General features: G+C 70.2%; 23 protein-coding genes. 16 read left to right on the top strand and 7 right to left on the bottom strand.

Features of this window, described 5'->3' with window-relative positions; genetic code table 11:
• The first annotated feature begins 1 nt into the window (after nucleotide 1).
• The 5 genes from HZZ10_RS08835 to HZZ10_RS08815 all read left to right on the top strand — a co-directional run bounded on the left by HZZ10_RS08835 (nucleotide 2) and on the right by HZZ10_RS08815 (nucleotide 4,914).
• Complete coding sequence (locus HZZ10_RS08835) at nucleotides 2-1,477, top strand: glycosyltransferase family 2 protein (protein WP_056130251.1); 1,476 nt, start codon at nucleotides 2-4, stop codon at nucleotides 1,475-1,477.
• Nucleotides 1,474-1,614, top strand: coding sequence for a hypothetical protein (locus HZZ10_RS08830; RefSeq protein ID WP_179913232.1), 141 nt, complete (start codon nucleotides 1,474-1,476; stop codon nucleotides 1,612-1,614). The genes HZZ10_RS08835 and HZZ10_RS08830 overlap by 4 nt, the downstream gene beginning before the upstream one ends.
• Nucleotides 1,611-2,000 carry a response regulator gene (locus HZZ10_RS08825; RefSeq protein ID WP_056130254.1) on the top strand — a complete coding sequence of 130 codons (390 nt, stop codon included), beginning with the start codon at nucleotides 1,611-1,613 and terminating at the stop codon, nucleotides 1,998-2,000. The genes HZZ10_RS08830 and HZZ10_RS08825 overlap by 4 nt, the downstream gene beginning before the upstream one ends.
• A complete protein-coding gene (locus tag HZZ10_RS08820) occupies nucleotides 1,990-3,720 on the top strand; it encodes a sensor histidine kinase (protein ID WP_179913231.1) in 1,731 nt (576 codons plus the stop codon). The genes HZZ10_RS08825 and HZZ10_RS08820 overlap by 11 nt, the downstream gene beginning before the upstream one ends.
• 177 nt (nucleotides 3,721-3,897) lie before the next feature.
• The gene (locus HZZ10_RS08815; protein WP_218928595.1) at nucleotides 3,898-4,914 is read left to right on the top strand and encodes a zinc-dependent alcohol dehydrogenase; all 1,017 of its coding nucleotides are present in this window, start codon (nucleotides 3,898-3,900) and stop codon (nucleotides 4,912-4,914) included.
• Between the two features lie 215 nt (nucleotides 4,915-5,129).
• Here the strand turns inward: HZZ10_RS08815 and HZZ10_RS08810 are convergent, their stop codons facing one another.
• Both HZZ10_RS08810 and HZZ10_RS08805 read right to left on the bottom strand, forming a co-directional pair.
• Entirely contained in the window at nucleotides 5,130-5,723 is a 594-nt protein-coding gene (locus HZZ10_RS08810) for an acetate uptake transporter (RefSeq protein WP_056130263.1), read from the bottom strand.
• Nucleotides 5,724-6,012: 289 nt separating this feature from the next.
• A complete protein-coding gene (locus HZZ10_RS08805) occupies nucleotides 6,013-8,268 on the bottom strand; it encodes a RecQ family ATP-dependent DNA helicase (RefSeq protein WP_179913247.1) in 2,256 nt (751 codons plus the stop codon).
• A 963-nt stretch (nucleotides 8,269-9,231) separates the two neighbouring features.
• On the opposite strand from HZZ10_RS08805, the gene HZZ10_RS08800 reads away from it, so the two are divergent.
• The 6 genes from HZZ10_RS08800 to HZZ10_RS08775 all read left to right on the top strand — a co-directional run bounded on the left by HZZ10_RS08800 (nucleotide 9,232) and on the right by HZZ10_RS08775 (nucleotide 13,858).
• Entirely contained in the window at nucleotides 9,232-10,374 is a 1,143-nt protein-coding gene (locus HZZ10_RS08800) for a histidinol-phosphate transaminase (RefSeq protein ID WP_179913229.1), read from the top strand.
• On the top strand, nucleotides 10,371-10,985 hold the full coding sequence (hisB, locus tag HZZ10_RS08795) for an imidazoleglycerol-phosphate dehydratase HisB (protein ID WP_056130270.1): 615 nt from the start codon (nucleotides 10,371-10,373) through the stop codon (nucleotides 10,983-10,985). The genes HZZ10_RS08800 and hisB overlap by 4 nt, the downstream gene beginning before the upstream one ends.
• Nucleotides 10,982-11,434, top strand: coding sequence for a hypothetical protein (locus HZZ10_RS08790; RefSeq protein ID WP_179913228.1), 453 nt, complete (start codon nucleotides 10,982-10,984; stop codon nucleotides 11,432-11,434). The genes hisB and HZZ10_RS08790 overlap by 4 nt, the downstream gene beginning before the upstream one ends.
• Nucleotide 11,435: 1 nt before the next feature.
• Entirely contained in the window at nucleotides 11,436-12,083 is a 648-nt protein-coding gene (gene hisH, locus HZZ10_RS08785; protein ID WP_179913227.1) for an imidazole glycerol phosphate synthase subunit HisH, read from the top strand.
• Between the two features lie 153 nt (nucleotides 12,084-12,236).
• Nucleotides 12,237-12,968: a bifunctional 1-(5-phosphoribosyl)-5-((5-phosphoribosylamino)methylideneamino)imidazole-4-carboxamide isomerase/phosphoribosylanthranilate isomerase PriA gene (gene priA / locus HZZ10_RS08780; RefSeq protein ID WP_056130278.1), complete on the top strand. Its 732-nt coding sequence runs from the start codon at nucleotides 12,237-12,239 to the stop codon at nucleotides 12,966-12,968.
• A complete protein-coding gene (locus tag HZZ10_RS08775) occupies nucleotides 12,965-13,858 on the top strand; it encodes an SseB family protein (RefSeq protein ID WP_444547561.1) in 894 nt (297 codons plus the stop codon). Before priA ends, HZZ10_RS08775 begins: the two co-directional genes overlap by 4 nt.
• 49 nt (nucleotides 13,859-13,907) lie before the next feature.
• Here HZZ10_RS08775 and HZZ10_RS08770 read toward each other — a convergent pair whose 3' ends face one another.
• The 5 genes from HZZ10_RS08770 to HZZ10_RS08750 form a co-directional block, all read right to left on the bottom strand.
• Nucleotides 13,908-14,651 carry a S1C family serine protease gene (locus HZZ10_RS08770; protein ID WP_179913226.1) on the bottom strand — a complete coding sequence of 248 codons (744 nt, stop codon included), beginning with the start codon at nucleotides 14,649-14,651 and terminating at the stop codon, nucleotides 13,908-13,910.
• On the bottom strand, nucleotides 14,648-15,448 hold the full coding sequence (locus tag HZZ10_RS08765; RefSeq protein ID WP_179913225.1) for a hypothetical protein: 801 nt from the start codon (nucleotides 15,446-15,448) through the stop codon (nucleotides 14,648-14,650). The genes HZZ10_RS08770 and HZZ10_RS08765 overlap by 4 nt, the downstream gene beginning before the upstream one ends.
• Entirely contained in the window at nucleotides 15,445-15,819 is a 375-nt protein-coding gene (locus HZZ10_RS08760; protein WP_056130286.1) for a DUF1844 domain-containing protein, read from the bottom strand. Before HZZ10_RS08760 ends, HZZ10_RS08765 begins: the two co-directional genes overlap by 4 nt.
• Nucleotides 15,820-15,960: 141 nt before the next feature.
• The gene (locus tag HZZ10_RS08755; protein ID WP_179913224.1) at nucleotides 15,961-17,460 is read right to left on the bottom strand and encodes a catalase; all 1,500 of its coding nucleotides are present in this window, start codon (nucleotides 17,458-17,460) and stop codon (nucleotides 15,961-15,963) included.
• Nucleotides 17,461-17,551: 91 nt separating this feature from the next.
• Nucleotides 17,552-17,998 carry a Fur family transcriptional regulator gene (locus tag HZZ10_RS08750; protein ID WP_056130927.1) on the bottom strand — a complete coding sequence of 149 codons (447 nt, stop codon included), beginning with the start codon at nucleotides 17,996-17,998 and terminating at the stop codon, nucleotides 17,552-17,554.
• A gap of 412 nt (nucleotides 17,999-18,410) precedes the next feature.
• On the opposite strand from HZZ10_RS08750, the gene infC reads away from it, so the two are divergent.
• The 5 genes from infC to HZZ10_RS08725 all read left to right on the top strand — a co-directional run bounded on the left by infC (nucleotide 18,411) and on the right by HZZ10_RS08725 (nucleotide 22,477).
• A complete protein-coding gene (infC, locus tag HZZ10_RS08745; RefSeq protein ID WP_179913223.1) occupies nucleotides 18,411-19,397 on the top strand; it encodes a translation initiation factor IF-3 in 987 nt (328 codons plus the stop codon).
• Between the two features lie 132 nt (nucleotides 19,398-19,529).
• Nucleotides 19,530-19,724, top strand: coding sequence for a 50S ribosomal protein L35 (rpmI, locus tag HZZ10_RS08740; RefSeq protein ID WP_012867226.1), 195 nt, complete (start codon nucleotides 19,530-19,532; stop codon nucleotides 19,722-19,724).
• Nucleotides 19,725-19,788: 64 nt separating this feature from the next.
• Complete coding sequence (gene rplT, locus HZZ10_RS08735) at nucleotides 19,789-20,175, top strand: 50S ribosomal protein L20 (protein WP_056130297.1); 387 nt, start codon at nucleotides 19,789-19,791, stop codon at nucleotides 20,173-20,175.
• 64 nt (nucleotides 20,176-20,239) lie between these two features.
• Nucleotides 20,240-21,082: a TrmH family RNA methyltransferase gene (locus HZZ10_RS08730; RefSeq protein WP_179913222.1), complete on the top strand. Its 843-nt coding sequence runs from the start codon at nucleotides 20,240-20,242 to the stop codon at nucleotides 21,080-21,082.
• Nucleotides 21,083-21,109: 27 nt separating this feature from the next.
• Nucleotides 21,110-22,477 (top strand): amino acid permease, encoded by a 1,368-nt coding sequence (locus HZZ10_RS08725; protein WP_179913221.1) that lies wholly within the window; start codon nucleotides 21,110-21,112, stop codon nucleotides 22,475-22,477.
• Nucleotides 22,478-22,513: the final 36 nt, after the last annotated feature.

Here is a 22,513-nt window from a genome sequence, read left to right as displayed (position 1 = left end):
CGTGGCAGGGACGACCCTGACCTACGTGCTGCTCGTCCTCGTCGCCCTCGGCGCCCTGCCCATCATCGCGATGGGGTACCAGTTCGTGCTCATCCCCTTCCACGCCTTCCGCAACCACTACGCGAAGGCCGCGCCGTACCTGCCGCGCGTCGCGGTGGTCATCCCCGCCTGGAACGAGGGCGCTGTCGTCGGGACGTCGATCGACAACCTCATGGCCCTCGAGTACCCCGCTGACGCGCTCCGCGTCTACGTGGTCGACGACGCGAGCACCGACGACACCCCCGATGTCGTCCTGGCCAAGGCGCGGCAGTACCCCGGCCAGGTGTTCCACCTCCGCCGTGCGAAGGGCGGCGAGGGCAAGGCCCACACGCTCAACCACGGCATCGCGATCATCCTCGAGGACGACTGGATGGAGGCGTTGCTCATCATGGACGCCGACGTCGTCTACCTCCCGGACTCCCTGCGCAAGATGACCCGTCACCTCGCCGACGAGAAGGTCGGCGCCGTGACGGCGTACATCCGCGAGGGCAGCCTGAAGAAGAACTACCTCACCCGGTTCATCGCCCTCGAGTACGCGCTCTCGCAGGCTGCCTCCCGTCGCGCCCAGAACGTCATGGGGGCCGTGGCCTGCCTCGCGGGCGGCGCCCAGCTGCACTCGCGGGCGAACCTCGAGGAGCTCGGTGGTCGGATCGACACGAGCTCCCTCGCCGAGGACACCGTGACGACCTTCAAGACCCAGCTGGCCGGTCGCACGGTGGTCTTCGAGCCGCACGCCGTCGTGCTCGCCGAAGAGCCGCAGGCCGTGGCGGCGCTGTGGAAGCAGCGGCTGCGCTGGGGCAGGGGCAACGTCCACATCACCCGCATGTACCGCAAGCTCTGGTTCCGCAAGCAGGAGGGCAACCGCCTCGGCAGCCTCGACTTCGGTCTCGTCTGGTTCGGCGTGGCCTTCCAGCCCGTCGCCATGGTGCTGTCCTCGGTCGGGCTCGTCGGTCTGTACTTCCTCGAGAGCCCCGTGTCCGCCCAGGTGTTCCGCACCTTCTGGGCGCTGGCGGCGTGCACCTACATCTTCACGATGGTGGTGACCATCGCGCTCGACCCGGTGACAGGCCGCAAGACCCTGCGTGAGGCGATCTTCTTCCCAGGTCTGGTCTCGGTGGTCATCACCGTCGCGACCTTCTTCCCGGGACTCCTCGAAGACGACGTCCCGGCGCTCTTCGGTGTCGAGGTGAGCGAGGGGAGCCTGCGGGCCTGGACGCTGTTCGTCTACTCGTGGATCACGCTGTCGATGCTCGGGGCCTGGCTGATCAAGGTCGTCGACGGGACCCGGGCCGGGCGGTTCGTGTCGCCCGTCCTGGTCTACCTGGTGGGGTATGGTCCGATCTTGTGCGCGATCACCGTCGACTCGTACGTCAAGGAGCTCCGGCACGCCGACGCGTCGTGGGACAAGACCGAGAAGACAGGACGGATCCTCGCATGAACCGCTCGACCCGAGAAGAGCTCCAGCGAGAGATCGACCGGGACCGCCGCGCAGAGCGCATGATGGTCCCGTACGCCTTGCTCGCCGTCGCGGTGATCGCCGTGATCATGGTCGTCCGAGAGGTGTTCTTCGTATGAGTGCTCCAGCACGTGTGGTGATCGCCGACGACGACGCCGACATCCTCGGTCTGGTGTCCATCGCCGCTCGGCGCGCGGGCGTCGAGATCGTCGGGTCCTTCGACAACGGCGACGACGCCTGGCAGCGGATCGCGCAGGGTGACGTCGACCTGGCCGTCCTCGACATCTCGATGCCGGGGCTGACCGGGGTCGAGGTGGCCGAGCGCATCCGCGCCGACGCCTCCTTGTCCCAGGTCCGGATCATCATGGTCTCGGCCTCCGTGTACCTGCTCGAACGCCAGTCCGCGGTCCTGACCGGCGCCGACACCTTCGTGCGCAAGCCCTTCAGCCCGCGGACGCTGTCCGAGATCATCCGGTCCATGATCGGAGCACCAGGTGACGCTTGACCCGCTCTTCGGACGGGCCTCGGCTGGTCGATCAGGTCTGCTCCTCTACCAGCTCCCGACCTTGGCGGCGCTCGCGCTCGCACTGGTGACGCTCCCGCTCTCGGGAGCCCTCTCCGACACCACCATGGTGGTCTCCGGGGTCCTCGTGGTCGTAGCCATCTCCGTGGCGGCCGTGGTGCTGCCGTGGAAGACCTACGACGACCGTCTCGCCGTCCTCATCCCCATCGTCTCGCTCGTGGGCCTCGGCCTCGTGCGGTACGGGACCGGTGGGGTCGGTTCGCCGTACTCGGCGATGCTCTTCGTGCCCTTCGTGTGGATCGCGCTGGCGGCCGGGCGGGGCAGCGCGATCCTCGCGGCCCTCACCCTCGTCGCCACCTCTCAGGGGCCGGCCCTGCTGCTGACCGACTTCCAGCAGAGCGCCGACGTCGTCCGGGTGCTCTTCTCGCCTGTGGTCTACGGACTGGTCGCCCTCGTCATCAACGAGGTCGCCCGCAGGTTGCGGCTCCAGCTCGACGACGCGCGGGCGACCGTGGCGCAACGGGACTCTCTGCTCGTCGACGCCGTGCGCGCCTCGCAGGAGGCCCGTACGAACGAGACCCGAGCCAACGCGGTCAGCCGCCAGCTCTCCGGGCTCTGGGACGCCGTCACCGAGCAGGCGATCATCGGGACCGACCTGACCGGCCGCATCGACTCGTGGAACCCCGGAGCCTGCAAGATGCTCGGGGTCGCGCAGCACGAAGCCCTCGAGGCAGGTCTGGTCATCACCGACGTGCACGTCGCGGACGAGCTCCGCGAGCAGGTCGCCACGGTCGGGGACGCGACGCCTCTCGACGACGAGGCTGCCTTCGCGGTCCTCGTCCGCGACGTGGGGACGGGGTCCGCCGACGTGCGGGAGTGGACCTACGTCAGGCCCGACGGGTCTCAGCTGCCCGTCCAGGTCGCGGCGACGCAACGGATCGGGGACGACGACGACGTCGTCGGCTATCTCTTCGTGGCGACCGACATGACCAAGGCTCGTGAGTTCGAGCGTCTCAAGGACGAGTTCGTCGGCATGATCTCGCACGAGCTGCGCACACCGCTCAGCTCGATCTTGGGGTACCTCGAGCTGCTGCGCGACGAAGAAGACGGTCCGCTCACACCCGAGCAGACGCAGTACCTGGACGTCGCCGAGCGCAACGCGCAGCGGCTCCTGCGCCTGGTCGGAGACCTGCTGTTCACGGCTCAGGTCGAGGCTGGCCGGTTCCCGATCATCAACCAGAGCACCGAGCTCGAGGCTGTGCTGCGAGCCGCGGCCCAGACCTTCGAGCCTGTCGCCGCGGCTGCCTCGGTGCAGATGCGGGTGGTGATGGACGAGTCGGCGAGCACGGTGGTCCGCGGAGACGCGACCAGGCTCGGGCAGGCCGTCGACAACCTGCTCTCGAACGCCGTGAAGTTCTCCCCGGCGGGCGGTCTGGTGACGCTCTCGCTCGTCGTCCACGACCAGCGGGCGACCATCACCGTGCGCGACACGGGCATCGGCATCCCCGACACCGAGCTGGACCAGCTCTCGACGCGGTTCTTCCGAGCCTCGACGGCGACGTCGGCCTCGGTCCCCGGGATCGGTCTCGGGCTCGCGATCACCAAGGCGATCGTCGTCGCGCACCGCGGGCGGCTCGACGTGACGAGCGAGGTCGGCATCGGGACGGCGTTCACGGTCGACCTGCCCACGGTCGACGAGTAGGCACCCGGCCCGGCTCTCGGTGCCGGGATGAAGGTCCCGACCTGAGGGCGACGAGTCCACCTAGGCTCGTGGTCTGAGTCACACCGTGCTTCGGGGTGCAGGTCGGGACGCCGCTCGTGGGCTTGCCTGGAGCCACGTCGGGCACCTCACCGAAGGAGCCTGGACGTGCCCGAGACGATGAAGGCAGCTGTGGTCCGTCAGCTGGGAGCACCGCTCGTCGTGGAGGAGGTGCCCATCCCGGTCCCCGGGCCCTTCGAGGCCCTCGTCCAGGTCGACTACAGCGGGGTGTGCCACACCGACCTGCACGCAGCCCGTGGCGACTGGCCCGTGAAGCCGGTACCGCCCTTCATCCCGGGTCACGAGGGTTCGGGCCGCGTGGTCGAGCTGGGGCCGTCGGCGGCGGGTGTCCGTGTCGGTGACCGCATCGGCAACGCCTGGCTGGCGACAGCCTGCGGCGTCTGCAGGGACTGCCTGGGGGGCTGGGAGTCGCTCTGCGCCAGCCAGCAGAACTCGGGCTACTCCGTCGACGGGTCCTTCGCGGAGTACATGGTCGTCGACACGCGCTACGCGCCGCGCATCCCTGAGGGCGCGGACGCCGCAGGCATCACCGCGGTGCTCTGTGCCGGTGTCACCGTGTACAAGGGTCTCAAGGTCACCGGCGCGCGGCCGGGGGACTGGGTGGTGGTGTCGGGCATCGGCGGGCTCGGGCACATGGCGATCCAGTACGCGGCCGCCATGGGGTTCCGCGTGATCGCGGTGACCGGGACCGAGGCGAAGCGCCAGCGCGCTCTCGCGTACGGGGCCGAGCTGGTCGTCAACTACCGCGACGGCGACCCTGGCGAGGCTGTGCAGGACCTGGTCGGCGGTGCTCAGGCGGCTCTGGTCACGGCCGTGAGCGAGAAGACCTTCCCGCAGGCGCTGTCCATGCTGCGACCCGGTGGCACGGTGTCGCTGGTCGGGCTCCCGCCGGGCGACTTCCCGCTGTCGATCTTCGACACCGTCCTGCGCGGTCTGACCGTCCGCGGCTCGATCGTCGGCACGCGGCTCGACATGCTCGAGGCCGTCGACTTCTTCAGCCGGGGCGTCGTCTCGACGACCTTCGAGCGTCAGCCGATGGACGCGATCAACGACATCTTCGCCAGGATGACGACGGGCGCGATCGACGGGCGCGTCGTGCTGGACATGAGTCTGTGACCTGGTCGCTCGGGCACGACGACGCAGAGACGCCCGGCCAGCAGATCGTGGCCGGGCGTCTCGGTGCTCGCCTGACGGTGCTCCACTGACGGTGGTCCTCTGGCAGCCGCTCGAGCAGCGGCCAGACTGCCCTCTCAGGGGCCGGCGACAGGGTCGGGGGCCAGGCGAGCGGGTGGTTCAGGGACGAGCGGGTGGTCCAGCCGCACGTGGGTGGTTCAGCTGCGGACGCCGAGCGGGAGCACGTCCCGCTTCCACGTCTGATTGAGGACCCCGGCGAAAGAGTTGTACCAGGCCGTCCCGGCGGTCAGCAGACCGAAGAAGCCGGCGACGTGCGTCACGCTCTCGGCCTGGGCGAAGGCGCCGACCGTGAGCAGCGCGAAGGTGATCGACAGGGGCACGAACACGCTCATGAGCCCGACCGAGATCTTCAGCGTCACGACGGTCATGTAGAGGGTGAAGATCGTCCAGGCGAGGAGGAACACTCCTGTGGCCTGGTGGGCCGTGTCTGCCGGGAGGCCTGGGACGACGAACTTCACGTAGGCCGCGAAGGACATCCAGAACGCTCCGTAGGAGGAGAACGCCAGGGCGCCGAAGGTGTTGTTCTTGACGAGCTCCCACATGCCGGCGAGCAGCTGGACGAGCCCGCCGTAGAAGAGCGCGAGAGGCAGGACGACAGGCTCGAGGCTCGAGTCGAGGAGTCCGGCGTTGAAGATCGAGAGCACGAAGGTGGTGAGCGCGAAGCCGGCGAGGCCGAGCGGCCCCGGGTCGGCGATCAGACGCAGGGCAGGGGTGGGCGTCGAGGACGTCATGAAGATCTTCTCCAGGCCCGGTCGCGGAGACCGGGTGTGGTGGTGGCGCGGTCGGGACGGACCGGAGGGACGGCCTGTCCGAGACAGGGCGTCGCAAGTTTCCAGGTCAGGTGCCGCACGGACCTAGGACTAAGGTCACAGGATCGGTCCTCGGAGGGCTGTTCGTGACGGACGACGCACTCGGTGGGCCTGGCCGGTCGAACCCCGCCTGGACGAGATTCGTGCACGCATCCATCCCGCCCGCACCTGCCCGGTCGGGTGGGTGCGGGCGGGGCTGGTCGTCGCCGGGCTACTGCTGGGCGAGGACGAAGGGCAGGACCGCACCTGCGCCGGCCTGGCGCAGCAGACGGCCAGCCACGGCCAGCGTCCACCCGGAGGCTACACGGTCGTCGACGAGCAGGATCGACCGTCCTGCCAGGCCTGCGCTCGCTGCGGGTGTCAGGTCGAGGCCGAGGCGCTGCGCCACCCCGGCGAGGCGCATGGCGGAGTTCACGTCGTGGCGGGGTGGGGCTTCGTGGCCGCCGAGAGGTCCCACGAATCCGACGAAGGGCTTGTCCAGGTACTTCGCGAGCCCGCGGGCGAGGTGCTCGACGAGCACGGGTCGCGTCGTCGACCGCACGCAGACGACCCCGTCGACCTGGAGCCCGTCCCACGCGTCGAGGACCTGCGCCGCGGCGCGTCGGAGGTGGACGGGGACCTCGCCGTCCGGGGTCGTGGACGCGAAGAGCTCACGGAGGGGCTGCGACCAGCCGAGCCCGTCGAGGCGCGCCACCGCCCGGCCCGGCTCGGTCTTCTCGGCGGGGGAGATCTTGCCCTTGAGGTCGATGCCGAGGGTCGCCATCCCTGTGGGCCACATGCTGCGGGGCTCGACGACGACCCCAGGGACGTCCATGGCCTTGCGGGCCTGTGCCACGTGCTCGGTCGTCGGGGCGGCGGGCAGCGTCGAGCCACCGCAGTTGTCGCAGCGGCCGCACCGCTCGTCGGGACGGAGGTCTGGGTCGTCGAGGGTGCGGCGCAGGAAGGCCATCCGGCAGCCGTCGGTCGACTCGTAGTCGAGCATGGTGCGCTGCTCGGCGAGGCGGGCCTGCTCGACGCGGGCGTAGCGGTCGGCCTCGTAGGTCCAGCCCTGGCCCGTCGCCTCCCACCCGCCCTTGACCCGCTTGACTGCTCCGTCGACGTCGAGGACCTTGAGCATCATCTCCAGACGCGACCGGGTGAGGTCGACCTGTGTCTCGAGGGCCTGCGCCGACTGCGTGCCCCCCCGGGACAGGGCGTCGAGCGTGGCACGGACCTGGTCTTCTCGGGGGAAGGCCAGCGAGCCGAAGTACTCCCAGATCCGCTGGTCTTCCTCACCGGGGAGGAGCACGACGAGCGCGCTGTCGACTCCACGGCCGGCTCGACCGACCTGCTGGTAGTAGGCGATCGGCGAGCTGGGGGCGCCGAGGTGCACGACAAAGCCGAGGTCGGGCTTGTCGAAGCCCATGCCCAGGGCTGAGGTCGCGACGAGCGCCTTGACGCGGTTGGCCTTGAGGTCCGCCTCGAGGGACTCCCGCTCGGTCGGGTCGGTGCGTCCCGTGTAGGCCGCGACGGGCAGGCCCGCAGCCTTGAGCTGCGCGGCGACCTGCTCGGCGACCGACACGGTGAGGCAGTAGACGATGCCGGAGCCCTCGGTCGAGCGCAGGGCCTCGAGGAGCCACGCGACACGGGTCGGCTGGTCGCCGAGGCGGAGCACGTTGAGGTGCAGGGACTCGCGGTCCAGACCGCCGCGGAGCACGAGGACCTCGCTGCGGCCCGCACCCTCTCCGGTGATCTCGAGCTGTTCGGCGACGTCCTGGGTCACGCGTGCGTTGGCCGTGGCCGTCGTGGCGAGCACGGGGATGCCCTCGGGGAGCTCGGCGAGCAGGGTCCGGATGCGGCGGTAGTCAGGTCGGAAGTCGTGGCCCCAGTCGGAGACGCAGTGAGCCTCGTCGATGACCACGAGACCTGCGTCCGCGGCAAGGCGGGGGAGCACCTCGTCGCGGAAGCCCGGGTTGTTGAGCCGCTCGGGCGAGCAGAGAAGGACGTCGATGTCTCCGTTGCTGATCTGCTCGTGGATCTGGTCCCACTCGGTGACGTTGGCCGAGTTGATGGTCGCCGCACGGACACCGGCGCGCCCGGCCGCGGCGATCTGGTCACGCATCAGCGCGAGCAGCGGCGAGATGATGATGGTCGGCCCTGAACCTCGTGCGCGGAGCAGGGAGGTCGCGACGAAGTACACCGCGGACTTTCCCCACCCGGTGCGCTGCACCACGAGGGCTCGGCGCTGCTCGGCCACGAGAGCGTGGATCGCCGTCCACTGGTCGTCGCGCAGGACAGCGTCGTCGCGGCCCACGAGACGGCGCAGCGCAGCCTCGGCCTCGGGGCGCAGGTCCTCGTCGGCCCCCGGGCGGACCCGGACCGCGGCGGGGCGGGCTGGTGCTGCCGGGGCCGCCACACGCTCGCCACGCGCACCCGACGTCCGGCGTCCGTCCACCGGGTCGAGACGTCCGGCCGAGGCCGCGGCCATCTCTTCGCCCCAGGCGTCGTCGACAGGCTCGTCGAAGAAGGGGACGTCCTTGTAAGGGTCCTCGCCGTAGGGGTCGTCGTTCGTGCGTGCCGCGGGTGCAGCCTGCGTGGTGGCCGTCGCCTCGTCGGTGCCGGGGGTCCTGCGGTCGGCCATGGGGTGGTCTGTCGTCTCTCTCGCGTCGGTCGGGGCGTGCGGGCTGTGCTCTGCGGTCGAGCGCTGCTCTGCGGACCGGGTCTGTGCGAGACCAGGCTCGGACGGCGAGCTGTGCACGGGGGTCGGCTCGGTGACGGGCGCGGTGACGGGTGCGGTGTCGGTCTCCGGTTCGGGGGCGGTGACAGTCTCGGGAGCAGGCTGCATCTCCTCGTCGTCCTCGTCCTCGTCGAACATCTCGTCGTCTTCGTCGTCTTCGTCGTCCTCGAGGAGCGGCACTGCGCCCGGCTCCGCGGGCTGTCCGGTGAAGGTCTCGTCCTCGTCGGGCTCGGGGGCGAACCCCGGCGTCTGCCACGCCGGGGCCGGCTCTGGCGTCGTGGTCGGCTGTGCTGCCGGCGCGACGTCGTCCGGGGTGCCCGAGACCAGACGGCGGGCGTCCATCGAGGACGTGCCCCACGCCGGGCCGTCGTCGACGACGGCCCGGCGGCGGGGCGTCGACGGCAGCTTGGACCAGTCGGGCTCGACCCCCCAGCGCTTGGGGCCCTTGGGCTTGAAAGGCAGGGGAGACGACGCCGGGATGCCGCTCTCGGGCATCGAGACGAGGTCCGGGCTGTCGTCGGCCGGGGTGGTGTCGCCGTCGGAGGTCATGCAGCAAGCCTAAGGACTTCTGCGCGAGCGTGTGACAGCCGAGAGCGGCGCTGTGGACAGGTCGACCTCGCGTGGTCCTGTGGACGACCGGTGCGTCGGAGACCGAAGAGGTGCCCCCTGTGGACACCGGCGTCTGAGTCCCGTGATCCTTCCTAGAATGGTCCTGTGACTCCACGAGCCGACACCCCGATCACGTTGCCTCTGCGCCCCGACCTCGCCGGCGAGGTGCCCTACGGCGCGCCCCAGATCGACGTCCCGCACCTGCTCAACGTCAACGAGAACCCCTACCCGCCCGGTCCGCAGGTCGTCGCGACACTCGCGGAGTACGTGTCTGCTGCGGCGTCGACGCTCAACCGCTACCCGGACCGGGACTTCCCGGCGCTGCGGTCCGACCTCGCGGACTACCTGGCGCAGGAGTCTGGCGTGCGCGTCGCCACCGAGCAGGTCTGGGCCGCGAACGGCTCCAACGAGGTCATGCTGCACCTCATGCAGGCCTTCGGCGGTCCAGGGCGCACGGCGCTGTCCTTCGCGCCCACCTATTCCATGTACCCCGAGTACGCGCGCGACACCCACACCCGCTGGGTTGCCGGACGTCGAGAAGAAGACTTCACGCTCGACCCCGAGGTCGCGGTCGCGACACTGCGCGAGCACACGCCCTCGATCGTGATCCTCACCAGCCCGAACAACCCGACGGGCACCGCGATGCCCTTCTCGACCATCGAGGCGGTCTGCGAGGCTGCGCTCGAGCTCGACGTGGACGGCTCGCCCGCCGTGGTCGTGGTCGACGAGGCGTACGCGGAGTTCCGCCGGGCCGGTGTGCCCTCGGCCCTCGAGCTGCTCGAGCGCTACCCCAACCTCGCCGTGAGCCGCACCATGTCCAAGGCCTTCGCCCTGGCAGGGGCACGGGTCGGATACCTGGCCGGCTCGACCGACCTCGTCGACGCCCTGCGCATCGTCCGGCTGCCCTACCACCTGTCAGCAGTGACGCAGGCCACGGCCCGCGCCGCCCTCGCGCACGCGCCAGCGCTGCTCGCCCAGGTAGATTCGCTCAGGACCGAGCGTGACGCCACGGTCGCGTGGTTGCGTGCTCAGACCCTCGACGGGCGGCCTCTCCAGGCCGCCGAGTCGGACTCGAACTTCGTGCTCTTCGGCACGTTCGACGACCGGCACGCCGTGTGGCAGGGTCTTCTCGACCGAGGCGTCCTCATCCGGGAGACCGGGCCCGAGGGCTGGCTCCGGGTGTCGATCGGCACACCGCAGGACATGATCGCGTTCAAGAACGCACTGGTGGAGGTGGCAGGGCTGTGAACGCTGCACAGGGGACGCGTCGTGGACGCGTCGAACGGACCACGAGCGAGTCGAGCGTCCTCGTCGAGATCGACCTCGACGGTACGGGCCGCACCGACATCTCGACGTCGGTGCCCTTCTACGACCACATGCTCACGGCGCTCGGCAAGCACTCGCTCATCGACCTCACGGTCAAGGCGACCGGTGACACCCACATCGACGCCCACCACACCGTCGAAGACACCGCGATCGCCTTCGGTGAGGCGCTCCGGATCGCCCTCGGTGACAAGTCCGGCATCGGCCGCTTCGGCGACGCCCTCGTGCCGCTCGACGAGGCGCTCGCCCAGGCTGTCGTCGACGTCTCCGGTCGCCCGTACCTCGTGCACACGGGGGAGCCTGCAGGGCAGGAGTACCACCTCATCGGCGGGCACTTCACGGGCTCGCTGACCCGTCACGTGCTCGAGTCGATCGCGCACCACGCCGGGATCTGCATCCACATGCGGGTCCTCGCCGGCCGCGACCCGCACCACATCGTCGAGGCGCAGTTCAAGGCACTCGCCCGAGCCCTGCGCGCAGCCGTCGAGCCGGACCCGCGCGTCGAGGGCATCCCGTCGACCAAGGGAGCACTGTGAGCAGCCCCGACCAGGGCGCCGTGAGCGTCGCCGCCATCCTCACGCAGGTCGCGACAGCCGACGCGCTCGCTGCGGCCTGCGCGATGGGCAAGCACGTCGTCGACGCCGTCCCGTCGCCCATCGGCGCCTACGCGGTCCTGCGCGACCCGTCGGGCGACCGTCCGGCAGAGCTCGCGCGCTCGGTCTCAGGTCTCGTCAAGACAGTCCCGCTCATCCTCTTCGAGGTCACCGACGGGCACATCGCCGCGAGCCAGTGGCAGGCCGGCGTCCGTGGAGAAGACCTCCCGGCAGCCCTCGTGCTCGACGGTGCACCCCACGAGTTCGAAGACGTCCTCCTCGGGGCGGTCGCGGCCGCAGACGTGGAGGGCGCGGTGTCCAGCAAGGGCATCTCGCGGTGGAAGGCTGCCCGCAGCCTCGCCGCGACGGGCCGAGCCCGCGGGAGGCGCTGAGATGGCTGGCAGACCTACGGTCGTCGTCCTCGACTACGGCTTCGGCAACGTCCGCTCGGCCGTCCGCGCCCTCGAGCGGGTCGGCGCAGCCGTCGAGCTCACCGCCGACCCGAAGGTCGCCTCGGTCGCCGACGGACTCGTCGTCCCCGGGGTCGGTGCCTTCGCAGCTGTCATGGACGGCCTCGCCAAGGTCCGCGGAGGGCAGATCGTCGAGCGTCGTCTCTCTGGAGGGCGCCCGGTGCTGGGCATCTGCGTCGGGATGCAGATCATGTTCGACGCGGGCGAAGAGCACGGTGAGCACACCGAGGGCCTCGCGCAGTGGCCCGGCGTCGTCGACAGGCTCGAGGCGCCCGTGGTCCCGCACATGGGGTGGGACACCGTCGAGCCCCCCGCAGGCTCGGTGCTCTTCGACGGTATCGAGGACGAACGCTTCTACTTCGTCCACTCCTACGCCGCCCGGAGCTTCGACCTCGGTGCAGGCGAGCCCGTCGACGCCCGCTTCAAGCCGCCGCAGGTCACCTGGTCCGACCACGGTGGCAGGTTCGTCGCCGCGGTCGAGAACGGACCGCTCTCGGCCACCCAGTTCCACCCCGAGAAGTCGGGCGACGCCGGGGCGCAGCTGCTGCGCAACTGGCTCGGCTCGCTCTGACCTGCTCGGCCGCCCGCAGACGTCGCTCGACGGTCTCCGCACTCGCGGGGCGGTCGCCGCGTCAACCTGGCGCCGACACCGTCTGTGCGGTGGTACCGCGCCCTGCACACCCCTGAAGCATCCACGACCACCGGTCCCGAGAGGATCTCCACCATGACTGACCGTCTCGTACTCCTGCCCGCCGTCGACGTCGCCGAGGGGCAGGCCGTCAGGCTCGTCCAGGGGGAGGCCGGGTCGGAGACGTCCTACGGCGACCCGCTGACGGCTGCGCTCGACTGGCAGTCGGGTGGCGCCGAGTGGGTGCACCTCGTCGACCTCGACGCGGCCTTCGGGCGCGGCTCGAACGCAGAGCTCCTCGCCGACGTCGTGGGGCGCCTCGACATCAAGGTCGAGCTCTCGGGAGGCATCCGCGACGACGCCTCGCTCGAGCGCGCACTCGCGACAGGCTGCTCCCGCGTCAACCTCGGGACGGCTGCGCTCGAGAACCCCGAGTGGACCGCCCGGGTGATCGCCGAGCACGGCGACGCGATCGCTGTCGGTCTCGACGTGCGCGGCACCACGCTCGCCGCGCGTGGCTGGACGCAGGAGGGCGGCGACCTCTGGGAGGTCCTGGCCCGCCTCGACGAGGCTGGCTGCGCACGCTACGTGGTGACCGACGTGACCAAGGACGGGACGCTGCGCGGACCGAACCTCGAGCTGCTGCGCGACGTCGCCGCCCGGACGTCGGCCCCCGTCGTCGCCTCCGGCGGCATCTCGAGCCTCGACGACCTGGTCGCGCTCCGCGAGCTCGTCGGCTCGGGCGTCGAGGGCACGATCGTCGGCAAGGCACTGTACGCGGGTGCGTTCACGCTGCCGCAGGCGCTCGACGTCGCAGGCCGTCCGTGACCACTCCCGTCCCCGGACCGGCCCACGACGGGGGCCGTGACGGGCACGCGCGCCACGAGCACGACGCCACGACTGCCCACGAGGGCGACGGGGCGACTGCCCACGAGGGCCACGGTGCGACTGCCCACGAGGGCCACGGTGCGACCGAGCAGCACGGAGCATCCGAGGGCGCAGGGCGGGCGCTGCCCGGTGCCTCGCCCTTCGCCGGGGACGACGGCACAGCCGACCCCGAGCTCGCGAGGCTGCTCGTCGAGCACACTGAGGGACGGGCTCCGCTGACCGCAGTCGTGGCTCGCCTCGCCCAGGTCCGGGTGCTCATCCCGATCATGGCCGAGGTCGACGCCGAAGGCACCACGGCCGACGGTCTGAAGGTCGACAAAGAAGCCTCGGCAGGTGTCGTCGCGCTCCAGTCGCCCGACGGGCGTCGCGCGCTCCCCGTGTTCTCCTCGGTCGCGGCGATGGCCGCCTGGCACCCGCGTGCCCGCCCCGTGCCCGCCGACGCCGTCCGTGCCGCGCTCTCGGCTGTCAGCGAGGAGTGGGCTCTCCTCGTGGTCGACCCCGCAGGCCCGGCGAGCGCCCTCGTCCCACGCCCGGCCGTCTGGGCCGTCGCGCGGGGGCAGGTCTGGGAGCCCGCCGTCGTCGACGGGGTCGTCGACCCGCTCGTGGCGCAGGCGATCACGGGTGCCCTCGAAGGGATTCCCTCGGTCGTCCGGGTCCGGGCAGAGCCGGGCCGGTCCAAGGAGGTGGCTGTCGTCCTCGCGATCGACCCAGGCCTGACCCGTGCTCAGCTCGACGCCGTGCTCGCGCAGGTCAACGCCGCGCTCGGGGCCGACGAGACCGTCGGAGAGCGGGTCGACTCCCTCGAGCTGCGGATCGGTCGCGCCTCCTGAACCTGTGTGCGCAGCAGACCAGCAGCTCACGGGCCTGCAGCGTTCGAGGTCAGCAGGCCAGCGGTTCTTGGGCCTCGAAGCCGCTGTCGTCAGCGAGGAGGTCCTGCAGGGTGCTGACGGGTACCAGGTAGCTCAGGCCGTCGCTGCTCTTGGCGTAGACGATGCCGATCACCTTGCCCTCGGAGTCGAGGGCGGCCGACCCGGAGCTGCCCGGCTCGACGCTCGCGTCGGTCAGGAGCACCTGCCCGAGCGTGACGTTGAGCGGGTCAGAGGTGTACTCGATCACCGTGCCCTTGGTGACGGTGAGCGCGCCGCCGTTGGGGTAGCCGACCACTGTCACGGCGTCCCCAGGCTCGGGGTCTGTCGGCGCGAGGTCCGGGTAGGTTGCGAGGTCTTCGGCGGTCCTGATGACCGCGAGGTCGGCCAGCGCCGCGCTCTGCGACGCCGTGACGCTGACGTCTCGTCCGTCATAGGTGCTCAGCTGGAGGTCCTGGTTGCCCTCCACCACGTGCTTGTTCGTGATGAGCACACGCTCGTCGATCGCGAACCCTGTCCCGCGGATCACGCCCTCGCACCCGACGTTGCGGACCCGGACCGCCATGCGCTGAGCGGCGTCGAACCCGTCGGGGGACAAGAAGCCTGTCTCGTCCGGGAGGCTGCCGGCGCCGCGCGTCGGGACGACAGACTCGGGCATGGGGCCGGGGAGCTCGGGCACGGTCCCGCAGCCGGCCACCAAGAACCCGCAGAGGACCCCTGTCACGAGCGCACGGCGCGTCGCTGATCGGCGCGTCACGGCTGCGACAGGTCCTGCTGGAGCGCCGTGTAGCTGTCGACGGCGGTCGTGCAGATGCTGTTGGTGTCGTCGGTCGCCTGCTGCAGGATCTCCGGCGTCGTCGAGTCTGGCGCGGCGAGATAGCCGAGCAGGGTGCTCTGTGCTGTCACGCAGTCGCCCATCTTCGACGACACGTCGACGGCGGCCTCGGCCACGGCCTGGATGTCGGAGGCGATGATGCGCTGCGTCTCGCGGTCGTCGCCGACCTGTGCCTTCTCGTCGGCGAGCTCGGTGATGCGCTGCTGGGCTGTCGTCAGCTGGTCGCGCGTGCTCGTGAGGTCGCTGGTGATGCCCTCAAGGTCTGTCGTGAGGTCTGCGACCTGCTGGCCGAGGTCGCGCGACTGCGCCTCCCACTCACCGGAGCGTTCGCTCCACTGGTTCGACAGCACGGCGAGATATCCGCCACCGGCGAGCGCGGCGACGAGCGCGACCGAGAGCAGCACGATCGCGACGCGGCGTCGGCGGTCTCTGCGGTCGAGGTGGTGGCCGTGCTCGTGCCCGGGATCCTTGCGCTCTGCGGTCTTGTCCTCGGGAGAGGTCGGCTCACCGGCGTCCGCCCCACCACGGCTCGCGCCTGCGGTGCTCGCGAGGGGGGTCGGGGTGTCGTCCGTGTCGTCCGTGGCGTCCGTGGCGTCCGTGGCGTCCTGGTCGACGTCGCCGGTGCTGGTCGGTGCCGTGGGGGAGGGCCACCGGACGGCGGGCGGGAAGGACGGCGGGACGGCGCCGTCGTCCTCGGGTCCGCCCGGGCTGCCGGTCAACTGACCGCCCCGGTGAAGCTCTCACCCGGTCCCTCGCCCGGGGCGTCCGGGTAGACGGAGGCCTCGCGGAAGGCGAGCTGGAGGCTGCGGAGCCCGTCGCGCAGCGACCTGGCGTGCTGGTTCCCGATGTCGGGGGCGGCTGTGGTGACGAGCGCGGCCAGGGCGTTGATGAGCTTGCGGGCCTCGTCGAGGTCGAGGTGGTCGGCGGCACCAGGCTCGGCGGCGAGCCCGCACTTCACGGCGGCAGCGCTCATGAGGTGGACGGCGGCGGTGGTGATCACCTCGACGGCGGCGACGTCGGCGATGTCTCTCGTGGCCTGAGGCGCGAGGTCGTCGACGGAGTGTGCTTCGTGGGTGTGCTCGTCGGTCATGTGACTAGTGTCCACGAGGTCGGGCCCGGCTGGCGACCTGCCTGGTCGCCACGAGACTCACCACGGGCCCAGGACCGTGAGGTCCTGGGCCCGTGGTCGAGCCGTCGGGGTCGGTGTCAGCGTGCTGCCACCGGGACGGCGTCAGGCGTGGTCGGCACCGATGCCGATCGGCTCGGCCGACTCGTTGGCCGACTCGATCGAGCCGACCTTCTCACGGAGCGTGGCGCCGAGGGCGGCGTCGACGTTGGTCCAGTACCAGAAGAAGCGCTCACGGACGCGGTCGACAGTGATGCCAGAACCCTGCCCGACGAGGGTCTCGACGAAGCGAGCCTTCGCCGCGTCGTCGAAGACGTGGCGGTAGAGCGTCCCGGCCTGGCCGAAGTCGTCGTCCTCGCTGTGCAGGGTGGCTGCGGAGCGGACGAGCTCGCCGTCGCTCTCCCACGACCCTGTCGCGGCGCGGGCGGGGTCGGCCACAGGGCCGCCGAAGGAGTTCGGCGCGTAGACCGGGTCGGACGCGGCCTTGAAGCCGTGGCGCTGCGACCCGTCCTGCGAGTAGTTGTGCACAGGAGCCTTCGGGGCGTTGACCGGGATCTGGTTGTAGTTCGTCCCGACCCTGTACCGCTGGGCATCCGGGTAGGAGAACACGCGGGCCATGAGCATCTTGTCCGGGCTGATGTCGATGCCGGGGACGGTGTTCGCGGGGGAGAATGCCGCCTGCTCGATCTCCGCGAAGAAGTTCTCCGGGTTGCGGTTCAGCGTGTGGGTCCCGACCTTGATGAGCGGGTAGTCCGCGTGCGGCCAGACCTTCGTGAGGTCGAAGGGGTTGAAGCGGTACGTCTTGGCGTCCTCGTACGGCATGACCTGGACGTGGACGTCCCAGGACGGGTGGTTCCCGGCCTCGATGGCCTCGTAGAGGTCCCGGCGGTAGTAGTCGGCGTCGGCTCCGGCGATCTGCTCGGCCTCCGCGCTCTGCATCTCGATGTTCCCCTGGTTCGAGGTGAAGTGGTACTTGACCCAGAACCGCTCACCGGCGGCGTTGATCCACTGGTAGGTGTGCGAGCCGAAGCCGGGCATCTCGCGCCAGGAGCGGGGGAGGCCGCGGTCGCCCATGAGGTAGGTGACCTGGTGCGCAGACTCGGGGGAGAGGGTCCAGAAGTCCCACTGCATGTCGCCGTCGCGCAGGCCAGAGCCGGGGAGGCGCTTCTGCGAGTGGATGAAGTCCGGGAACTTGATGCCGTCGCGGATGAAGAACACCGGGGTGTTGTTGCCGACGATGTCGTAGTTGCCCTCGGAGGTGTAGAACTTCACCGAGAACCCGCGGACGTCGCGCCACGTGTCGGGGCTGCCCTGCTCGCCGGCCACGCTCGAGAAGCGCTGGAGCGTCTCGGTCACGGTGCCGGGCTGGAACACGGCGGCCGAGGTGTACGCCGACACGTCACCGGTGACCTCGAAGGAGCCGAAGGCGCCGCCGCCCTTGGCGTGGACGATGCGCTCCGGGATGCGCTCACGGTTGAACTGCGCGAGCTTCTCGACGAGGTAGCGGTCGTGCAGGACGGCTGCGCCGTCGGGCCCTGCGGTGAGCGAGTGCTCGTCGCTGGCGATCGGGGTTCCGGTCTGGGAGGTGGTGAAGCGGTCTGTCATGGGGGCTTCCTTCTCTTCGGGGTGCGGCGAGTCGTGCGTCAGGAGGTGTGGGGGACCGGCTGGGGATCGTCGACCAGCGGGTCAGTCGGGTTCAGGCGGGAGACGCGGGGCTGCGCAGGCAGTCTCCGCACGTGCCCCAGAACACGACCTCTGCTTCGTCGATGACGAAGCCGTGGTCGTTCGAGGGCACCAGGCACGGCGCGTGGCCGACCGAGCAGTCGACGTCCGCCACGCTGCCGCAGCTGCGGCAGACCACGTGGTGGTGGTTGTCACCGACCCGCCGCTCGTAGCGCGCGGGGTGGCCGGCCGGTTCGATCCTGTGGAGCAGACCGGCTGAGGTGAGCGCCGCGAGGACGTCGTACACGGCCTGCGTGGAGGCTGTGCCCAGGGTCGCGCGGACCCGGGCCAAGATCGCGTCGGTGGTCGAGTGAGGTGCCTGTGCGACGGCGTCGAGCACCGCGAGACGTGTCGCCGTGACACGCAGACCGTGGCTGCGCAGCAGCTGGTCACCCTCGGTCGTGAGCTCGGAGATCGTCATGGGCTCCATGAAAGCAGGTTTTCTGGAATCATTCCAGTACTGGATCGTCTCCAGGCTCGCTCGGCGCAGGACGGCTCCGAGTGACCCTGTGCAGAGGTTTTCTGCGGTGGTTCCATGACGGGCGACCTGGTGGTAGTGTTGGCCGCTGACCGACCGGACGAGTATCGAACGGTCTCGGAGTCTCGCTCAGAGCACTCAGAGATCCGTACGACGAACGCCCGGTGCACAAGTGGAGCCACTCCCACCTGAGTCTCGACAGACCGGATCGTGCCCAGCACGATCGCAGCGACAGAGTCCGGGTTCTGGTCCGAACGGCGAGCAGCACCTCGGTGCAGCGCGCCGTAGCGTCGCCCGACCGTCTCTCGACGGACCGTGCGACCCGGACGTCCAGGCCTCCACCCTGTGCTCAGGGATGGGGGCCTTTCCCGTTCCTGACGAGCTTCCGACAAGTTTCAAGGAGCATCACATCAGCGAGCCTCGCATCAACGACCGGATCCGCGTCCCCGAGGTCCGACTCGTCGGCCCAGGTGGAGAGCAGGTCGGGGTCGTACGCATTGAGGTCGCCCTGAGCCTTGCACAGGACGCTGACCTGGACCTCGTCGAGGTCGCCCCCGACGCACGCCCGCCGGTGTGCAAGCTCATGGACTACGGCAAGTTCAAGTACGAGTCGGACATGAAGGCTCGTGAGGCTCGCCGGAACCAGGCCAACACGGTTCTCAAGGAGATCCGTTTCCGCCTGAAGATCGACCCGCACGACTACGGCACCAAGAGGGGCCACGTCGAGCGCTTCCTCGCTGCGGGCGACAAGGTCAAGGTCATGATCATGTTCCGCGGTCGTGAGCAGTCTCGCCCCGAGATGGGTGTCCGTCTGCTCCAGCGCCTGGCAGAAGACGTCCAGGAGCTCGGCTTCATCGAGAGCATGCCCAAGCAGGATGGTCGCAACATGATCATGGTGCTCGGGCCGACCAAGAAGAAGGCCGAGGCCAAGAACGAGCAGCGTCGGCGCGCCGAGGAAGAGTCGCCTCGTGCGGCCCGTCCTGCCCGCGTCGAGGAGCCTGCCGACCCGTCGGCCTCCGAAGACTTCGAGGCGCAGGTCGCAGCAGCCACCGAGGCTGTCGCCGCCGCACCGAAGGCTGCTCCGGTCCAGGCCCCGGCTCCTGCACAGTCTCCCGCCGCCGCAGCACCGGCTCCGGCCAAGGCTGCTCCGGCTGCGAAGCCTGCAGCGGAGTCCAAGCCTGCCGCAGCCCCGAAGCCCGCCGCGGCCGCCAAGCCTGCTGCAGCCCCCAAGCCTGCAGCCACCCCGAAGCCTGTGGCCAAGCCCGCCACGCCGAAGCCGCCTGCGGCTCGGCCGGCAGCCCCCAGGCCGAGCGCCAAGCCTGCTCCTCAGAAGAGCGAGTGACGCTGCACGACCACCTGGCCTGGTCCCGGACGCTGTCCAGGACCTGACCGAGGCGGAGCCCACCGGCTCTGACCAGACCGACGTCGAGTGTTGAACCTGACACCTGACCAGACCCGAGGAGAAACGGCAGCCATGCCGAAGAACAAGACGCACTCCGGCGCGAAGAAGCGGTTCCGCATCACCGGTAGTGGAAAGGTCATGCGCGAGCAGGCCAACAAGCGCCACCTGCTCGAGCACAAGTCGAGCCGACGCAAGCGCCGCCTGTCTGGCGACCTGGTCGTCAGCGCCGCCGACGTCAAGAAGATCAAGAAGCTGCTCGGCAAGTGACCTCCGGCGGGCCCAGGCTCGCTGACAGACCTCATTTCCAGCACCCAACTGCAAGGAGCATCACGTGGCACGCGTGAAGCGGGCGGTCAACGCCCACAAGAAGCGTCGGACAATTCTCGAGCGCGCCAGCGGTTACCGCGGCCAGCGCTCACGTCTCTACAGGAAGGCGAAGGAGCAGGTCACCCACTCCCTCACCTACTCCTACCGCGACCGCAAGAAGCGCAAGGGCGACTTCCGTCGTCTCTGGATCCAGCGCATCAACGCTGCGGCCCGCGCCGAGGGCATGACGTACAACCGTTTCATCCAGGGCCTCAAGGCTGCTGAGATCCTCGTGGACCGTCGCGTCCTCGCTGAGCTCGCCGTCTCCGACGTCGCCGCGTTCAACGCACTCGTCAAGCTCGCCAAGGCCGCTCTGCCGGCCGACGTCAACGCGCCCAAGGTCGCGGCCTGACGCCTGTCGTGATTGGCGCCGTGCTGCTGCACGGCGCCTCACAGACACCTCAGACGCCCAGACGATGACCGAGATCTCCAGCACCCGCAGCGATCGGGTGAAGATGGTCCGGTCCTTGTCTGGGCGTTCTGCGCGTTCACGCACCGGACGGTTCCTGGTCGAGGGACCGCAGGGTGTCCGCGAGGCCGTCCGCTACAGCCCGCAGTCCGTCCGCGACGTCTACCTCACGGCAGAGTCGCGCGACAGGTACCGCGAGATCGTGGCCGACGCCGAGGCGGCGCGCGTGTACTTCCACGTCACGACGCCCGAGGTGCTCGAGGCCATGAGCCCGGACGCCCAGGGCGTCCTGGCGGTCCTCGACCTCCCCGACCCGGGTGACGGCCCTGCGGCCGCGCTCGAGCTGGCGCTCGCGCAGAGCCCGCGGCTGGTCGCCGTGCTCTCGAACGTGCGCGACCCCGGCAACGCCGGAGCGGTCATCCGCGCGGCCGACGCTGCCGGAGCCGACCTCGTGGTCCTCACCACGAACAGCGTCGACATCCACAGCCCCAAGGTGGTCCGCTCGACCGCCGGGTCGCTCTTCCACCTCCCCGTCGTCACGGGCGTCCCGCTCGACGAGGCCGTCGCGGCGCTCGGCCTCGGGGGTCTGCAGACCCTCGCGGCCGACGGCGTCGGCGCCCACGACCTCGACGACCTGCTCGACGTCGCAGGGGACGCCCCCGAGGGTGTCCCCGACCTGCGCGCACCCTCTGCCTGGATCTTCGGCAACGAGGCCTGGGGTCTCACCGAGGCCGAGCGTGGCCTCGCCGACGCCGTGGTGCGTGTCCCCATCCGGGGTCGCGCCGAGTCGCTCAACCTGGCGACCGCCGCGACCGTCTGTCTGTACGCGAGCTCGCGCGCCCAGCGCTAGCCCTCGCGTCCCAACGCTAGGAATCCCATGCCGGCCGTCCAGGCTCCCCTCGGGCACGGTCTCCGTGTCCGCCACCTCACCATGATGGGCCTCGGCTCGGCGATCGGTGCCGGGCTGTTCCTCGGGACGGGCGTCGGGATCGCCGCCGCCGGGCCAGCGGTCCTGGTGTCGTACGTCGTGGCCGGTGCGCTCGTCGTGCTGCTCATGCGCATGCTCGCGGAGATGGCCTCGGCCGTCCCGTCGAGCGGGGCGTTCTCCACGTACGCGGAGGTCGGCATCGGCCGGTGGGCCGGCTTCACCGTCGGCTGGGTGTACTGGTTCATGCTCGTCATGGTCCTGGGGGTCGAGATCACCGGTGCCTCCCAGATCGTCTCCGGGTGGTTCCCGGGCATCCCGCAGTGGGTCGTGGCGCTCGTCTTCGTGACCTTCTTCGCGGTCGTGAACCTCTCGGGGGTCCGGCGCTTCGGAGAGTTCGAGTTCTGGTTCGCGACCATCAAGGTCGTCGCGATCGTCGGCTTCCTCGTCGTGGGGGCGCTCGTCCTCACCGGGGTGATCGACGTCGGTCAGCCCGTGGGCATCCAGGCGATGCTCAGCGACGGCGGCTTCGCGCCCAACGGCGTCGCAGGCATCGCGGCAGGTCTGCTCGCGGTGCTCTTCGCCTTCGGCGGGATCGAGATCGTCACGATCGCCGCGGCGGAGTCCGAGGACCCGGCCCGGTCGATCGCCCGCGCAGCCGCGAGCGTCGTGTGGCGCATCCTCTTCTTCTACATCGGCTCCGTCACGGTGATGATCCTCGTCATGCCGTGGAGCTCGCCCGAGCTCGTCGCCGGTCCCTTCGTCTCGGTCCTCGACATCGCCGGGGTGCCCGGCGCGGGCAGGGTGATGGAGGCGGTCGTGGTCATCGCGCTGCTCTCGGCCTTCAACGCCAACGTCTACGGCACGTCTCGCATGGTCTTCTCGCTGTCGCAGCGTGGCGACGGCCCTCGGTACTTCACGGGTGTCAGCCGACGTGGTGTGCCGAACCGCGCCGTCTGGACCTCGATCGTCTTCGGTCTCGTCTCGGTCGGTCTCAACGCGTGGCTGCCCGACCAGATCCTCGGCATCCTGCTCAACGCCGTCGGCGCGACCCTGCTCGGGATCTGGGCCTTCATCGCCGTCTCCCAGCTGCGGCTGCGGCCACGGCTCGAGCGCGAGGGCACCCTGACGCTGAAGATGTGGGCCTTCCCGTTCCTCACCTGGGCGACCCTCGCGGCGCTGGCCGCGATCGTGGTGCTCATGCTCTTCGACGACACCGCCCGCCAGCAGCTCCTGGCCACCTCCGGGCTGTTCCTGCTCGTCGTGGGCGTGTACCTCGTCCGTGAGCAGGTCCGTCGCCGCCGCGGCGCAGACGCCTGAGACTAAGATCGACGCGGGTCTACCCGACCGCGACGA

It is taken from the genome of Sanguibacter inulinus (genome assembly GCF_013415325.1).
GTDB lineage: Bacteria > Actinomycetota > Actinomycetes > Actinomycetales > Cellulomonadaceae > Sanguibacter > Sanguibacter inulinus.
This window is presented reverse-complemented; position numbering and strand designations above follow the sequence as displayed.